The sequence below is a fragment of the Sporolactobacillus sp. Y61 genome, from assembly GCF_040529185.1.
In the GTDB taxonomy this organism is placed as follows: Bacteria; Bacillota; Bacilli; order Bacillales; family Sporolactobacillaceae; genus Sporolactobacillus.
Genome location: NZ_CP159510.1, coordinates 2,961,565 through 2,977,346, shown reverse-complemented (window position 1 = coordinate 2,977,346; position 15,782 = coordinate 2,961,565). Strand labels below are relative to the sequence as shown.

Annotated in this window: 15 protein-coding genes and 1 riboswitch; of the genes, 6 read left to right on the top strand and 9 right to left on the bottom strand. The window is 46.9% G+C overall.

Annotated features, from left to right (window positions below):
* The first annotated feature begins 240 nt into the window (after window positions 1-240).
* Window positions 241-1,689, top strand: coding sequence for a glycolate oxidase subunit GlcD (glcD, locus tag ABNN70_RS14275; protein WP_129928052.1), 1,449 nt, complete (start codon window positions 241-243; stop codon window positions 1,687-1,689).
* A complete protein-coding gene (locus tag ABNN70_RS14270; protein WP_165364209.1) occupies window positions 1,689-3,008 on the top strand; it encodes a (Fe-S)-binding protein in 1,320 nt (439 codons plus the stop codon). Before glcD ends, ABNN70_RS14270 begins: the two co-directional genes overlap by 1 nt.
* A 16-nt stretch (window positions 3,009-3,024) precedes the next feature.
* Here ABNN70_RS14270 and ABNN70_RS14265 read toward each other — a convergent pair whose 3' ends face one another.
* The 8 genes from ABNN70_RS14265 to ABNN70_RS14230 all read right to left on the bottom strand — a co-directional run bounded on the left by ABNN70_RS14265 (window position 3,025) and on the right by ABNN70_RS14230 (window position 9,549).
* Window positions 3,025-3,705 carry a hypothetical protein gene (locus ABNN70_RS14265; protein ID WP_353948168.1) on the bottom strand — a complete coding sequence of 227 codons (681 nt, stop codon included), beginning with the start codon at window positions 3,703-3,705 and terminating at the stop codon, window positions 3,025-3,027.
* Between the two features lie 77 nt (window positions 3,706-3,782).
* Complete coding sequence (locus ABNN70_RS14260; protein WP_353949446.1) at window positions 3,783-4,325, bottom strand: DUF402 domain-containing protein; 543 nt, start codon at window positions 4,323-4,325, stop codon at window positions 3,783-3,785.
* A 251-nt stretch (window positions 4,326-4,576) separates the two neighbouring features.
* Window positions 4,577-5,116, bottom strand: a complete 540-nt coding sequence (locus tag ABNN70_RS14255; protein WP_353948167.1) for an NAD(P)H-dependent oxidoreductase — start codon at window positions 5,114-5,116, stop codon at window positions 4,577-4,579.
* A gap of 166 nt (window positions 5,117-5,282) precedes the next feature.
* Complete coding sequence (locus tag ABNN70_RS14250; RefSeq protein ID WP_129928057.1) at window positions 5,283-5,465, bottom strand: cold-shock protein; 183 nt, start codon at window positions 5,463-5,465, stop codon at window positions 5,283-5,285.
* 88 nt (window positions 5,466-5,553) lie between these two features.
* Entirely contained in the window at window positions 5,554-6,666 is a 1,113-nt protein-coding gene (locus ABNN70_RS14245; RefSeq protein ID WP_353948166.1) for a Ger(x)C family spore germination protein, read from the bottom strand.
* The gene (locus ABNN70_RS14240; protein ID WP_353948165.1) at window positions 6,663-7,772 is read right to left on the bottom strand and encodes a GerAB/ArcD/ProY family transporter; all 1,110 of its coding nucleotides are present in this window, start codon (window positions 7,770-7,772) and stop codon (window positions 6,663-6,665) included. The genes ABNN70_RS14245 and ABNN70_RS14240 overlap by 4 nt, the downstream gene beginning before the upstream one ends.
* Window positions 7,773-7,796: 24 nt before the next feature.
* Window positions 7,797-9,317, bottom strand: coding sequence for a spore germination protein (locus ABNN70_RS14235; protein WP_353948164.1), 1,521 nt, complete (start codon window positions 9,315-9,317; stop codon window positions 7,797-7,799).
* A 16-nt stretch (window positions 9,318-9,333) separates the two neighbouring features.
* Entirely contained in the window at window positions 9,334-9,549 is a 216-nt protein-coding gene (locus tag ABNN70_RS14230; RefSeq protein WP_353948163.1) for a hypothetical protein, read from the bottom strand.
* Between the two features lie 219 nt (window positions 9,550-9,768).
* Between ABNN70_RS14230 and ABNN70_RS14225 the strand changes: the two genes are divergently transcribed.
* From ABNN70_RS14225 to ABNN70_RS14210, 4 genes are all read left to right on the top strand, one after another.
* Entirely contained in the window at window positions 9,769-11,079 is a 1,311-nt protein-coding gene (locus tag ABNN70_RS14225; protein ID WP_353948162.1) for a transposase family protein, read from the top strand.
* A gap of 304 nt (window positions 11,080-11,383) precedes the next feature.
* Window positions 11,384-12,208 carry an ABC transporter permease gene (locus tag ABNN70_RS14220; protein ID WP_129928061.1) on the top strand — a complete coding sequence of 275 codons (825 nt, stop codon included), beginning with the start codon at window positions 11,384-11,386 and terminating at the stop codon, window positions 12,206-12,208.
* A 12-nt stretch (window positions 12,209-12,220) separates the two neighbouring features.
* Window positions 12,221-13,015 (top strand): teichoic acids export ABC transporter ATP-binding subunit TagH, encoded by a 795-nt coding sequence (tagH, locus tag ABNN70_RS14215; protein WP_353948161.1) that lies wholly within the window; start codon window positions 12,221-12,223, stop codon window positions 13,013-13,015.
* A 479-nt stretch (window positions 13,016-13,494) separates the two neighbouring features.
* A complete protein-coding gene (locus ABNN70_RS14210) occupies window positions 13,495-13,671 on the top strand; it encodes a Fur-regulated basic protein FbpA (protein WP_129928063.1) in 177 nt (58 codons plus the stop codon).
* 68 nt (window positions 13,672-13,739) lie between these two features.
* Here the strand turns inward: ABNN70_RS14210 and pckA are convergent, their stop codons facing one another.
* On the bottom strand, window positions 13,740-15,320 hold the full coding sequence (gene pckA, locus ABNN70_RS14205) for a phosphoenolpyruvate carboxykinase (ATP) (RefSeq protein WP_353948160.1): 1,581 nt from the start codon (window positions 15,318-15,320) through the stop codon (window positions 13,740-13,742).
* Between the two features lie 264 nt (window positions 15,321-15,584).
* Window positions 15,585-15,686: riboswitch (SAM riboswitch) on the top strand.
* Window positions 15,687-15,782 lie beyond the last annotated feature (96 nt).

Sequence of the window (15,782 nt, the reverse complement as noted above, 5' to 3'; positions counted from 1 at the left end):
CCGTGCAGGTAAGAATAAATGAAGGTGCAAGACCGGGTCAGTTCAACAGGCCCGGTTTTTTTGTTTCGTTAAGCCATGTTCCTCTTCATGTTACTGAAGCGAAAGAGGCGCGACCCTCCATTCGATCGATCATAAGTGTAAACGCGACCATGGATACAGGCTTATTTATGGCGATACCGATCGGTAATTATTATAATAGACCATGAGAAAGCGGAAACAAAAGCTGTGGGAGGAAAGTTTATGGCATCTGCAAAAAGGTTAAAAAAACAGTCACGAATCAGAGAGAGGCTTGCAGAGATTGTCGGTACGGAAAACGTCGACGCATCCACAAGCGGCAGGCTTGTTTATTCTTATGACGCCACACCAAATTATCAGTCGCTTCCGGATTTTGTAGTCTCTCCGAGATCTGCAGAAGAGACGGCACAGGTTCTGAAACTCTGTAATGACACAGGAACGCCTGTTTATTCGAGAGGTTCCGGTACGAACCTGTGTGCGGATACGTGTCCCGCAAAAGGAGGCGTCGTCCTGCTTCTGAAGCACCTGAACAAGATTCTTGAGATTGACAGAGAGAATCTGACGATTACAGTTCAGCCCGGTGTCATCACAAAGACCATCAGTGAAACGGTTGAGAGGGAAGGGCTATTTTATCCGCCGGATCCCAGTTCGATGAAAATCTCAACAATCGGCGGAAATATCAGTGAAAATTCAGGAGGACTTCGCGGCCTGAAATATGGAGTCACAAGGGATTATGTCATGGCTCTGCAGGTTGCACTGCCAAATGGAGAACTGATCCGTACGGGAGGCAAACTGACAAAAGATGTCGCCGGCTACGACCTGACGCGCCTGTTTGTTGGATCGGAGGGCACGCTGGGTGTGATTACTGAAGCCACACTGAAACTGATTCCCAAACCTGAATCCAAAAAGACGATTCTGGCGCTGTATCAGGATATTGAGTCGGCCGGCCGGTCGGTCTCTGCTATTATCGCTCATAAAATGATACCGGTTACACTCGAGTTCCTTGATCAGGATACGCTGCGGGCGGTTGAAGACTTCGCGCACATCGGACTTCCGACAGAAGCCAAAGCGATCCTGTTGATCGTACAGGATGGTCCTGAAGAGATCGTTGAGCGCGATATTCAGAAAATCGCCGAAATTTGCCGCAGTGAACATGCTGTTGATGTACGCCTTGCCGCGTCTGATGAAGAAGCTGAACAACTTGCCACGGCCAGACGTACAGCGCTGAGTGCCCTGGCCCGGCTTAAACCGACGACGATTCTGGAAGATGCAACCGTTCCCAGGTCGGAAATTGCGAAGATGGTGCGTGCGATAACTGATATTGCAGAGAAATATCAGGTGCGTATTTCAACCTTCGGGCATGCCGGGGACGGTAATCTGCATCCTACCTGCCTGACTGACGCGCGGAACCATGAAGAAATGCAGCGCGTGGAAAAGGCTTTTGCAGCGATATTTGAAAAGGCCATTGAACTCGGCGGGACATTAACCGGAGAGCATGGAATCGGCATGACCAAAGCGCCTTATTTAAAGTGGAAACTGGGAGAGACCGGGATCAGCATCATGAAAGGCATAAAAAAGGCGATAGATCCGAACGGCATCATGAATCCAGGGAAAGTATTCGCTGAAAATAGTGTAGAAAGAACGAGTGTAGAAAGAGCGGTGGCTGCAGAATGATGACCACATCTGATAAGAAGAAAATTCAGCAGGATTTTAAAGAAAACATGGACTATGACGAGTTGTTGAACTGCATGCGCTGCGGGTTTTGTCTGCCCTCCTGTCCGACATATATAGAAACCGGTCATCAGGAGAAATACTCACCGCGTGGACGGATTGCTTTGATGAAAGGGATCACGGACGGTGTGGTTGAGCCGGATGAAGATATTGCCCACTCACTTGATCTGTGTCTCGGGTGCCGGGCATGTGAGCCGGTTTGCCCATCTGGTGTTCAGTACGGACATCTGCTGGCGGATGCCCGTACCATTCTCCAGCATCACAAAAAACAATCTGTTCCGGTGAAAATGGTGCGCAAGGGGATATTTAATGGCCTTTTCCCGCATCAGGACCGTGTGGAGAAAGCAACAGGACTGCTTGGCTTCTACCAGCGCAGTGGACTGGAGAAGGTCGGACGAAAGATTGGCTTTATGAACCTTTTCCCGAAGAGTATGGCTGCAATGGAAAAAATCCTGCCTCAGGCTCCGAAGCGCCGTGAGATAAAAGCACGTCCACGATATTTTGCACATGATGGGGAGAAGAAAGCGACCGTGGCCCTGTTTACCGGTTGCCTGATGGATACCATCTTCTTTAAAACCAATAACGCAACGATCAAATTGCTGCAAAAAGCCGGCTGTGATGTGGTCATACCGGAAAATCAGCTGTGCTGTGGGGCTTTGAATGGACACAATGGTGAGATGGAAAAGGCAAGGGAGATGGCAAAACAGAATATTGAGGCATTTGAGAAATCAGATGCAGATTATATTATCACGAATGCAGGAGGATGCAGTGCCTTTCTGATTGAATATGACCATTTACTTAAGGATGAACCGGAATGGGCGAAACGGGCAAAGCACTTTGTCACTAAACTGAAAGATATTTCCGCCATTCTGGTTGATCTTGATTTTCAGAAAACACATCGCCTGCGCCTGCCTGAACAGACCATCACCTATCAGGATTCCTGCCATCTGCGCAATGTCATGCACACATTCCGTGAGCCGAGAATGCTCCTTCAGTCGATTGAAGGCGCACATTTTGTAGAAATGGAGGGTGCGGACACCTGCTGTGGATCAGCCGGTGATTATAATATTGTCCAGCCTGAAATGGCGATGCAAATCCTTGATCATAAAATGGAGAAGGTGGAAAAAACAGCAGCAAAGACCATTGTCACCGCTAATCCGGGCTGCCTGCTTGAGATGAAACTGGGTGTCGACCGTGCGGGGAAAAGCGGAAAAGTCCGTGCTGTTCACATCGCCGACCTGCTGCTGGAAGCTGTAGATTAGAAGCAGATCACTCATATCAATTCCGCTGATAAGGAATGGGAGGTCCTCCCATTCTGTTTTTTTTACCTAAAAAGATAAATGGTACAGGAAAACAAAACCCCTGGCGGCGTCTGCGATTTGCCACCGGGCAGGGTAGCTCATCTGGAATCAGCCAGACTTTGCAGTAGGAGGGCGAACGCTCCCCGGTTTCAATCCAGGATCCTGCAGTAATCCACGAATTGACTTCATTGAGCGCTGCGCCGCTTTCCAGCTGCCTGTTTCGTCCGAGTGCCTGAACAAAATGTCCTGTGGCCAGCATCATGGTTCCGATCCATGAACCGGGGCTTTCCCAGGTGCCCCGGTCCGTAAGAAAAATCAGGGCGCCAACAACATCCCTCAGGTTGCTGGAAAGAGCCTGTCTGATTAATAAGATATTATCCTCAATATCCTGGAGAAGACTGAATGCGAAAACCCCATACCCAATCATGTTCAGCATGAGGACTTCTTCGTATAAAACAGGATTTTCCTGCGCATTCATCTGATCGAGTATCAGGGCGCCCCCGCCTGTCTGAATGAGGCTTCCCGAATAGATCAGCTGATCCTGCGTCGTACTGCTAAAACAAAAGCCGGGTGATTTGCCGAGTGAACTCATGACTTTCCCAATCGTCAGTGATGCAAATCCGATCTTTCTTTTTATTGCTGCATTCCATTCCTCCACGGTCATCTCCACCTGTATTCTGGCAGTTATGATAGGCTATTCAGCAGTCGTGACAAATGACCGGGCATCACTATATATCATGGGAATGTGGACCGGATTTGCCGGGCAAGTTCAAGATAATAGTCCGGATCTCTTTTGACAAAGGTCTCAAGCTGCCGCGCTGTATGCCAGGCCCGATTATACATAGAGGGCGTGATAATGCCGGACTCAAGGGCTTCATTCAGTTCATTTTCATCTACAAGATAGCATTTATGGTCCGGGAAGAGGATCAGATCCAGGTAAAGGTCATCGAACCACAGGATACCGTCCATCCCCCGCCCGCGGCGATTAATCACATCGAAATAACACTGAACAAGCTGGCGGTGATGATTGAACATCACGGTTAACACAAAGTCAGAGGTTTCATCCGGAAACAGCTGCAGCCACGAATATCCCCGGTCCACTGTTTTCGTCCGAACCCCTTCATATAATACAGACAATGGAGCTTTAACGGCATCAAACTGAATCAATACCGCCTCGCCGTGAAAGTCCGGCCACATAAAGATTTTCCTGTATATCCGGCTCTTGATGATTCTTCTCCAGCCTCGTCGATCTGCGTATTTTCGTTTCATCCTGTCCATCTTCACTCTGCATCACCTTCTGCTCTCCTATTTTACCGTAAATGAACTATATTTAGAAAGAAAGCGGTCAGAAAGAAGGTGACTGACAGACTCAGGTTTCCATCTTGGCTCCCGGTGATAAGGAAATCCCTGCCGCTGGCAAGTTGTGGATCTTTTACTCCGGTCGGCATGAAGCATAAACAATAGCTTAGACAAAAAGAACAGGCCATCCCTGTAAAAAAGGGATCAGGCCTGTTTTCGAAACAGGCGCCTCAGTGTGTCAGAACAGAAGCAGGCGCCTCAATATACGCAATATAATTTTCGGCTTCTTTTTCTAATGTCGCATCATCGTGAAAGGTGGCTTCATACGCGATAAACGGAGGAAGGAAAATCCCTCCGCATTCGAGAACGGCGCCACGGAAGGGGAGTAAGTATTCATCTGCTGTAAAAAAGTTGCCTCCGCCGGCTTGATAAGACTTTTCGGAGCTCCCTGTTGTTACAGCGACAATAAATTCTTTTCCCTTTAATTTATTCCCGCCCGGACCATAGGCCCAGCCAAAGGTCAGCACATCATCCAGCCATTTTTTCAATAACGGCGGGCAACTGTACCAGTAAAATGGAAATTGAAAAACAATGCGATCATTGTTCAGCAGAAGTTCCTGCTCTTTTGATACATCAATCTGCCAGGCCGGATAGGTGCGGTAGAGGAGATGCATATCAATTTCCGGATGTTCTTTAAGCTTTTCGGCAAACATCCGGTTGGCATGAGATTTTTCAAGATCAGGGTGTGCAAGGATAACCAAAGTTTTCAAAACCGGAGACCTCCCTTAGAATGAATGATATCGTTTTCATTCTGAAGGCAGGGACCAACTCTGTCAATGACATGCCCTGAACTTTCCCCATTCGTCATCATATTGTCACAGGAGGCAGGGTGAAGTTCTTTAAAAGAGAGATCATGATCGGGCAGAAATGGGCTGCTCAATCAATGACAGGAAGTATTCGTGTCTCTTTCTTCATTTCGGAGTGGCAAAGAGGGCAGGTCGGATGGCTGTCAAATGAATAGGCCTCTCTCATCCATCCTGAACAAGAATCATTTGTACACGTCCAGACTTCCGTTTCTGCTTCAGGAACCGGTTCCTGAGGGTTTCTGTTAAATCCCATAGAATTAAATCCCCTTTCCTGTTCATTCTTCTATTATACCCCAATAGAGGTCATAGTTAAAAGTAAAACACGTCAGCCGGTGAACGCATCACCTGGAAATCCCTGTTTGTGTGATATTTACTGACACTTTGCAGTGAAACGTGGCATGGGCATACCGCTCGTGCCAGGACTTGCCATCGAAATGATACGTAAAGCTCCTGACTGTATCCCCAATCCGCAGCGGATCAACCCCTTTCTTCTGGAGGCGGGTGAACAGATCTTCAGCCTTTTGCTGCATATGCCGTTCCAGTTTTCTCTCCGTTACATCCGCGCTATGTTTACTGATCGACCCTGGATAGGCCTGTCTGACCTGTCCGATCATTTTCACGTGAGCATAGATGTCAGGTGACCTGCTGTTTCCGTCTCTGACCCGATAACGTACTGTGGTATGCACGTTACGAATGGCAACGTGTTTATCCGGTTCATATTCGAAGTCATAAACGCCCTGGTTAAAGTTCTCATAGAGCATTTTAAAAATAAAGATATCATTTCCGCGTATTTTCATCACATACTTGTCATGATTAAATAACGCCAGGCCGCGCAGCTCCAGATGATCCCCGTTTCTTCTGATAAGTGGAATGACAGGATCCATAAAGGCGCCATAATAACTGTACAGGACCCTATTCATATTAATGTCCGGATAGTTCTGCTGCATATTCTGTAGAATCAGATCCTGCGCATAACGTGAGATCGGGATCTGCGTCTGATAGTTATCATAAGTCAGCAGATCTTTCGTGCTTCCTTCAACAATGGCGACGGTTAAGTCGTGCGGGGCATCCGGATCGCGGTTCAGAAAGTCGAACTGTTTACTCAGGCCGTTTCTGGCTAAGGCCGTATCATAAAGAAAGATCCTGACTTTACTGATTTTAAGCATGCGCTGCCCTTCCGGCTGAAAATGGGACACAAGCGATTTGCCGTCATAGGTCACCCCGGAAATTGAACGCATCATAGAAGCGGTTGTCGGAAGGCCGGCTCCTGCACCTCCGGGATTACCGGGCTCAATATAACTGGGCATGGTGACGGTTCCCATCACCTTTCCACCGCCTATATAATCTGTTCCTTCTGCTTCAACCATCAGGATATCATCAATAACGTTCGTCGGTATACAGCCGGAAAGGCATGTCAGAGTGATCAGGACGATCGCGGTGATCTGTATTTTCATGCAGAAGATCGCCTCACTTTCGAAATCAGCCATTGATACAGAAAAAGAAAGGGGATATAAAGGTAAACAATGAAGAAACCGGTCCGATCATACAGGATATTGATCCACTTGACCTGCTCGCCGTTGCGAACCATCATCGTGCAGGCCGTCAGAGCAATCAGGACAAGGATCAGGGCATATTTCTGTTTAAATACAGGGATGATCTGTTTCATCCCTCTGGATACGATCCAGGCGCTCATGCTCACACTCGGAATCAGAAGCCAGACGATAAAAACGATGTGAATCATGTCGACATGTTCGAGCAGGGGAAAAGTGATGCTCTTCCAAAGGGAAACTGTCGGCCAGATGTTAACATCCAGCTGGCCCGGGCTGAAAAAGGCGATACCGACGATCATCAGAATGATATACAGATACAGAGTCGTGAGCAGACTGAAAAAGGCAAATTTTCCAGTGAGTTCCGGCCTTTTGATGAAAGGATAAAAGTAAAGAATGAGTTCATAGCCAAGAAAAATACCGGTCGTATCATAGGCAGACGCAAGGAGGGACATGGGATGATGATCAAAGACCGGCATCAGATTGGAAAAATGAAGCTGAGGTACGGCGAATGCGGTTGACAGATAGATCGGAATCAGATAAATAAAGCTCAGAAAACAAACCCCTCCGACTGTCCGGATCCCACCTTTAACAATGTACCAGATCAGCAGACAGAAAGGAGCGGAAAAGGAAATAAGTGACAACTGGGGGAAAATCCAGACTTGCAGGATTTCAAGATAGCTTCTCAGAAACACCACAGCATACAGAAAAACATGAGCCATCATCACCAGACTCAGCGTATGCCCCAGCCATTTTCCGAAAAGGCGCCTGTGCATGGAAAATAAATCCGCACGTCCGTACTGACGCTCATTTTCCAGCAGGCGGAGTATGAGCCACATCAGGACAAGCGAGGTCAGCCCGCCGATCAGAATGGCGAGCCAGGCATCCTGTCCACTGTGATGGGACGCGATCTGCTGATAAGATAAAAGGCCGATGCCGACTTGCATCGTGTGGGGGATAAAAAATACGGACATTGGGCTAATCTGATGTGTTTCATTGATTGTACCGCTCATCACATGGCCTCCATTGCATGACTGTCATTCGTCAATATCGGGAATGTTTTTTCCTTTTTTACGGTGTGTCCGGGTGCTGTTCATACGCATGGCATCACCGGGACGGAGCAGCATGGGACGAACGTTCTGATGGTTTAACGGCAGCCGGATAAAAGAGTCTTTCAGATCGGTCACGCGAAGTGGATAAATCGGCTCCATATAAGGTCGTCCCAGTGAGGTCATCCTCAGAAGATGTCCGACACAGACAGAGAAACAGAGGGCAATGCCTAACAGACCGAATATCTGCGCAGATATAATAAACGGGAAGCGGATAAAGCGGATGGTGGTCGCCATCCGGTAATTGGGCGTGATGAACGCGGCAAGCGCCGACATCGCAACAGTAATCAACAGAATATTGCTCGTCAGACCGGCCTGAACCGTTGCTGTTCCGATCACGATACCGCCAACGATACCGATCGTCTGTCCGACCTTGGTCGGCAGTCGGGCTCCGGCTTCGCGCAGCAGTTCAATCATGACCTCAAGTATCAGGACCTCCACGATCGGGTCAAAGGGCACCGAGCTCCGGGAACTGACCAGCGACCCCAGGAGGTCTTTGGGGATAAGCTGGAAATGGTAGGTCAGAAGGGCCACATAGAAAGAAGTCGAGAGGATGGAAATGGCCACAGCGAACAGACGCAGCAGGCGATAGGCAGAGGCAAGCTGCCACGGCAGATAGTAATCGTCAAAGGCGATAAAAAATTCAACGATCGTCGAAGGAAGGATCAGGGCATTCGGTGAGCCGTCCGCCAGAACAGCAATCTTCCCCTCATATAATGCGGCAGCTGCACGGTCCGGCCGTTCTGTATCAATAAACTGCGGAAAGATAGAGGCGTTATTATCCCGGATATTCAGGGCGAGAGCGGTTGTGTCTTCAATATTTGCCACCTCGAGGCCGGCGATCCGCTGTTTCACCGTATTGACATTTTCCTCATTCGCAATTCCCTGAATATAGATAACAGAAACACGGGTCCGTGATAACTTGCCGACACGGATGTGCTGCACCGTCAGCTGCGGAATCGGAACCCTTTTTCTGATCAGGTTGGTATTTTTATCAAGCGATTCGACGAACGATTCCTTCGGTCCGATGATACTCGATTCTATTTGTGATAGTGAAACCTGCCGGCCTTCAACTTTTACTGACGGGATCACCAGACAATCCGAATCCCTTTCACCCGCCTGGATAATGAGATACCCTTCGAGCAGCCTGTTCCGGACGATGGACGGATCTTTTGTCCGGATCATTTTTTCAGCGGGCAGGTGTGTCTGTACATCAGTCAGATTTTTAATCTTATCACTGTACAGGTGAGGCAGGATGTCACGGTGGACATTTTCCACGTCAATAAGTGTGTCAAAAAAAGAAATCCAGCAACTGAACTGCATGCCTTTATGCTGAAAACGGATAAAATCAGGCTGATCCTTCAATTGTCTGAACAGATCGGAGACGGTTTTTGCCTGATATTCACTGCCCGTTTCCTTCATTCGTCTTTTCTTCCACTTCCTGAACATGACGCATCACCTTGATTCAACCTTTTTTTCCTTTTTTCTTTGACTTCTTTTCTTTCTCTTTCATTTCGTAGCGACTGGATTCGATATAGATCACAATGAGTGGAACAATGCCGAACCAGGCAAACAGGGCGTACATCATCATCTCAGAAAAAAGCTGGATTCTGAAGAATACACTGACAAAGAAGACAACCAGTAAAACGAAAAAACTGAGAAACAGCCATACACTGAGCATTGGGATACCCTCAATATGTATAAAAGTTTAAAACAGGTCGCGCCCTGAATGATTTCAAGGGTAGCGTGCCCGGGAACAGGAAAAATATTCAGGCGGGCAGCTCTGAGGAGTAAAAATTCTTCGCGATAAAATCAACAACAGCCCCCTAAATAATGCTATATATGAGATAATTTAACAGTAATAAATCCCATAATAGTGCTATTTTTTTAGGAGGTTCTTATGATTACACGGAAAGAGAAACGAGAGCAGGAGAAGAACGTCAATTATTTTCTCGAGTTTCAGAAAATATGCCATCATTTCTTTAAAGGATTCACCAACAGGCTCAGAAAGGTCAAAGATCCGAGACATCAGAGTTATGTCACCTATGATTCAGACTTGATGCTTTGGATGATGATCCTGAAAAATGTCTGTCAGTTCACCAGCATGCGCAGCCTGAGCAACGGACTTAATCGTGAAGAATGTATCGATAACCTGCAAAAGATGCTCGCTACTCAGGAGCTTCATGAACTGCCCCACTATGACACGATCAACGATTTCCTGTCGCGGCTTGATCCGAAGGAACTGGAAAACATTCGCATCGGTTTAATCCGGGAGCTCCTCAAAAAGCGGTGTTTTGAGGCCGAACGGATCGAGGGGAAGTATTGGGGGATTATCATTGATGGGACCGGGCTTTTCCACTTTAACAAGAAGCATTGTGCACATTGCCTGAAACGCGAACATACCCACAAAAAGACCGGAGAAACCTGGACGGATTACCAGCATCACGTTCTGGAAGCCAAACTGGTCGTTGGGGACATGGTGCTGAGTATCGACTCGGAATTTATAGAGAACGAGCACGAGGACGTGACCAAACAGGACTGTGAACGTCGCGCCTTCGAGCGCCTGAGCACCCGATTGAAAGCGACCTTCAAGCGTCTGCCCATCTGTATCCTGGCGGATAGCCTATATGCGTGTGAATCAGTCTTTCAGCGATGTGAGGCTAACCGCTGGAAATACATGTTTCGCTTCAAAGCAGGCAGTATTCCGAGTGTGGCGCAGGAATTCGAGGCGCTGAAAGCGCTGAAGTATCGGGGACAATCTGCAACGACCTACTGGGTGAATGATATCGCCTACCAGGAAAGAAAACTAAATGCCCTGGAGGCTACGGTTCAGGAAAAAGAAAAAGCGCACACCTTTCTGTTTCTGACCAATCTGCCTATCACGGAGAAGAAGGCAGAGGCGTTGGTAGCAGTTGGGCGAAGGCGCTGGAAGATTGAAAATCAGGGGTTTAATCGACAAAAGCACGTACAGTACGCCATTCAACACGTGAACAGCCAGAATCATCAGGCGATGAAGATTCACTATCTTCTTACACAGATTGCGGATATTTTGATGCAGTTATATGAAAAGGGGTCAAAGCTGCTCCGTACGCAAAAAAAGACGGCAAAAGAAATATCCTCAGCCCTGTTAGAAGCGATTCGGACACGCAGATTAACAGAGGAGGATATGGCTAGCCTGGTGAAACCGATGCAAGTCCGGTTCACCGGTTAAGAACAGTATATCAGAAAGGGGAATGCCAGGCAAAGCTACAGTCAAAAAAATTAAAAAAGGCCATCAAAATTTGGCTTGTCCCTTTTTCAAAAAAAGCGGAAAAGCAGAATTGGAAAAATATGTAAAATTTAATCAGCTATATTCGCATGACACGGAGGGCCTCACAAAAATTTACTCCTCAGAGCTGTTCAGGCGGGGACAGACTTTCCATTTTCCCCTCAGCTGTGGTAAAGTGGAATTTGGAAACTGGCGGTCTGTGGCCGCCATAAACTTCATGTAAATGCAGAACTGGAAGGAATCTGACATGAAATCGGCGTGGAAAGTGATTAAAGAGCAGATCAGCAGTGTTTATCTGATCAGCAGGCTCTCGCTTTATGAATTAAAAAGCGAAAATAATAATAACTATTTAGGCATGCTCTGGATCGTCATTAATCCGATGATACAGATTTTTATTTACTGGCTTGTGTTCGGTGTCATTTTGAATCGCGGGGGGATCGTCGAAAACGGGGTAGAAATGCCTTATGTGATCTGGCTGATGAGCGGTATCCTGGTCTGGTTTTTCCTGCAGCCATCAGTCATTCAGGGGTCCCGTTCGATTTATTCGCGGATTCGCTTCATCGCAAAGATGAATTTTCCCATGAGTACCATTCCCAGTTACGTGATTTTTGAAAAATTTTATCAGCACCTGATTCTGACGGTAATTATTATTGCAATTTTGCAGTTTACTCCGTATAAGATCAGCCTGTACCTGATCCAGTTGCCCTATTTTATGGTCGCGTCACTGATACTGCTGTTTTCAATTTCTCTTGTGACATCGACGATCTCAACCATTGTCCGTGATTTTCATCAAATACTGATTTCGCTGATGCGTATGATGTTTTATCTGACGCCTATTCTCTGGGAACCGGCGTTGCTTTCGGGGGTACCGGAATTTCTGAAAAACATCCTGCTGCTGAATCCGATGTATTACCTCGTACAGGGGTACCGGGCTTCTCTTCTCGGACTGTCGTGGTACGGTGCAGAGCATTACCTGTACACTCTGTACTTCTGGGGATTCGTCTTCATTGTGTTCCTGATCGGTTCGGCTATCCATGTGAAATTCAGAGATCATTTTGTAGACTATTTGTAAGGTGGAACGAATATGGGTAAATCGGTGATTGTCAGCCATGTCTCAAAAAAATATAAAATGTTCAAAAGTAATTCGGAAAAAATCCTTGATCTGCTGCTGCCAAAAGGATATGGTCCGTCATTCTATGCTTTGCAGGACATCAGCTTCGACGCGAATGATGGGGATGTCGTCGGAATCATTGGTGTGAACGGGTCAGGGAAATCAACACTTTCAAATATTATCGCCGGAGTCATCCCCCCCACTGAAGGGACGGTCACGGTGAATGGTGAAGCAGCACTGATTGCTATCCAGTCGGGATTAAAGGGTGAGCTGACCGGCAGAGAAAATATAGAGCTTAAATGTCTGATGCTGGGGTTCAACAAAAAAGAAATAAAAGAGCTTACTCCCCGGATCATTGAGTTTGCCGATATCGGAGATTTTATTGAACAGCCGGTGAAAACTTACTCCAGCGGGATGCGATCCCGTCTCGGATTTGCCATTTCTATTCATATTGATCCTGATATTCTGGTCATCGATGAAGCTCTGTCTGTCGGTGATCAGACCTTTGCTGATAAATGCCTGAAAAAGATGAACGAGTTTAAGGAAAAGGGAAAGACGATCTTTTTTATCAGTCATTCGATTGGACAGATGAAAAGGTTCTGTGAAAAGGCACTCTGGGTTCAATATGGACAAGTTCAGGATTACGGTCTGATGAAAGACGTGATGCCGAAATATGAACAGTTTATCCGCGATTACAAAAAGATGTCTGAAGAGGAAAGACGGGCTTTCCAGGAAAAAGTGAGGATGAGAAGGATGAGCCCCGTCTGAGGCGGGTAATAGCCGGAGAAGTTTTTTTCTGAACCTTTTTCCAAAAAATTTAATACTTTCTTACATGGTCAGTATCGTGTAAGTGCGACCAGGGCCGGCGATGTGGCTCACGGGTCGTCCGCAACAGGCGGGCGGCCTGAAGTAAAAAAACAGGCAGGATTAACCGCGCCAGAATAAAAGAAAAGAACGCGTTGTCGTACGCGGCTTTAAATCAAAGTATTTGGGTGTTTAGTACTCTTATCATACCCTCTCATACAAGAATGAAAAATACATCTCAATGATAAATGTCTCTTTTTTTACAAAAGCACATCTTTTTTCCCGGTTTTGTTGTATAGTATAAATGTAAGCGTTTTAATTCGTTTAAAATATATTTCGGCTGGCTAAAATAGAGAGAATGAAAGCCCAGGCATGTCAGATTGAAGGAGGAGAAAAGCCGGTCAGGTAGAGGGTCAACGCTTGCTTACGACCGGTGTAAGAAAATGAATCAAATAAATTTATTAAGGACGGCAGTAGAAACGCGGAAAAAACATCTGATCAGGCTGCTCGAGCAGCATCATGTGACAAAGGAATCCGGGAAGCTGGACCAGTGGACCCTATCCGAACTGGAGAATGAATGGAAAAGCTATCTGGAACTGCAGAAAAAAGATACTGGCTGACAAACGCGCCGCACCCGAATCATACCGGGTTACGGCGCGTGTTTCCTTGTTCATGATTTTGTATGCTGTTATCGACTGACAGGTCCCGCAGAACGGATGCTGTCTGATGCTTCCGGAAAATGGCGGAAATTTTCATTGAATTTTCCGGCGAGCTCCCGAGCCGTCTGATCATAAGCGGCCGGATCTTCCCAGGTGTTTTTCGGCATTAGAATCTCATCCGGAACACCCGGGCAATGGGCAGGGACATGCAGACCGAATACAGGATCCGTGACTGTTTTCGCATTGATAAATGTACCTGCCAGTGCAGCTTCTATCATTTTTCGCGTATAGGCAAGTTTCATGCGGCTGCCTGTTTTATAGGGGCCTCCCGTCCAGCCGGTGTTGACAAGATAAGCGCTTACATTGTGCTGCTTAATTAATTTGCCGAGAAGTTCAGCATACACGGAGGCGGGAAGCGGCATGAACGGTGCACCGAAGCAGGTGGAGAAGGTCGCTTCAGGGTCTGTTATCCCTCTTTCTGTTCCGGCAAGTTTACTTGTGTAACCGGACAGAAACTGGTACATTGCCTGTTCGGGCGTCAGCAGGCTGATTGGCGGGAGAACGCCGAAAGCATCTGCTGTCAGAAAGATAATCGCACTCGGATGACCGCCGATACTGGGGAACAGAGCGTGGTCCACATGGTGCAGATCATAGGCTGCACGAGTGTTCTCTGTTAAGGAGTTATCATCATAATCAGGCACTCGCCGATCGTCAAGAATGACATTTTCAAGTACGGTTCCAAATTGAATGCTGTTAAAGATCTGCGGCTCTTTTTCTTTTGACAGATGAATGGTTTTGGCGTAGCAGCCGCCTTCAATATTAAATACACCCTGTTCCGACCAGCCGTGCTCGTCATCGCCAATCAGAGCACGTCCGGAAACATTTGATAAAGTGGTTTTGCCTGTTCCCGAGAGGCCGAAGAAGAGGGCGACTCTGCCGTCTGAGCCCTGATTGGCAGAGCAATGCATCGACATGATCCCGTGCTGTGGGAGCAAATAGTTCATGACTGTGAAAATGGATTTCTTGATTTCTCCGCCGTATTCGGTACCGCCAATCAGGACGATGCGGTGTGTAAAAGAAATAATAATGAAGGCCTCAGAACGCGTGCCATCAGTGGCAGGATCCGCTTTACATCCTGGAGCTGAGAATATCGTGAATCCTGGATGAAAGTCCTGCAGCTCTTCCTGTGACGGGGTAATAAATAATTGCCGGCTGAACAGATTCTGCCAGGCATATTCGTTAACCACCTGAATGGGCAGTCTGTTCTTTGGATCAGCCCCGGCAAATCCATGAAAAACAAAACGTTCTGGTTGTTTGTTCAAATAGGTAACGATTTTTTTGTACAGTCCGAGAAAAACAGATTCGCTGATTTCCTGATTTCGCTTCCAGTCAATTTTATTCACTGTTGTCTTATCTTTGACAAAAAATTTGTCTTTAGGTGAGCGACCGGTGTATTTTCCAGTGGTTACAGCGAATGCCCCCTTGTCCGTTAAAGCGCCTTCATTTCTGGCAAGCGCTTTCTCCATAAGCTCAGGTGCGGAAAGGTCTACAAAGGTTTTTCCCGATGTGAATAATTTAGTGATGGACGTTTTCAAAACGGTGGCATTCATCACAAACATCCCTTTCATTTATGAATTTCTTTCGACGAATCAAGTATATCACACTGACATTTAATAAAATATTGTTTTCACAAATTATGGGCCATAAATCGTGAAAAATTTCTCTAATAGCCAAAAGAATTGCCATTTATGAAAACAGATGAGGCTTTGTTACCCTGCAGGTACGTTCTGCCGATTCACTGATGACTGGAGACCGCTTTTTCAATATTGACACATGTTATTTCCGGCGGTATTATAATAGTTATACTATGGCTGCTCTTATTCCGAGCAGGCGGAGGGACAGGCCCGATGAAGCCCGGCAACCGGCCGCGTACGGCACGGTGCTAACCTGCAGGAAGTTCTCCTGATCAATAAGAGGCAAGTTAAAGAGTCGCCTAATCCTTTATACAGGACCGGGCTTTTTTCATGCCTTGAAAACAAAAAGCAAACGGGATCGGGTACCGTAAATACAAT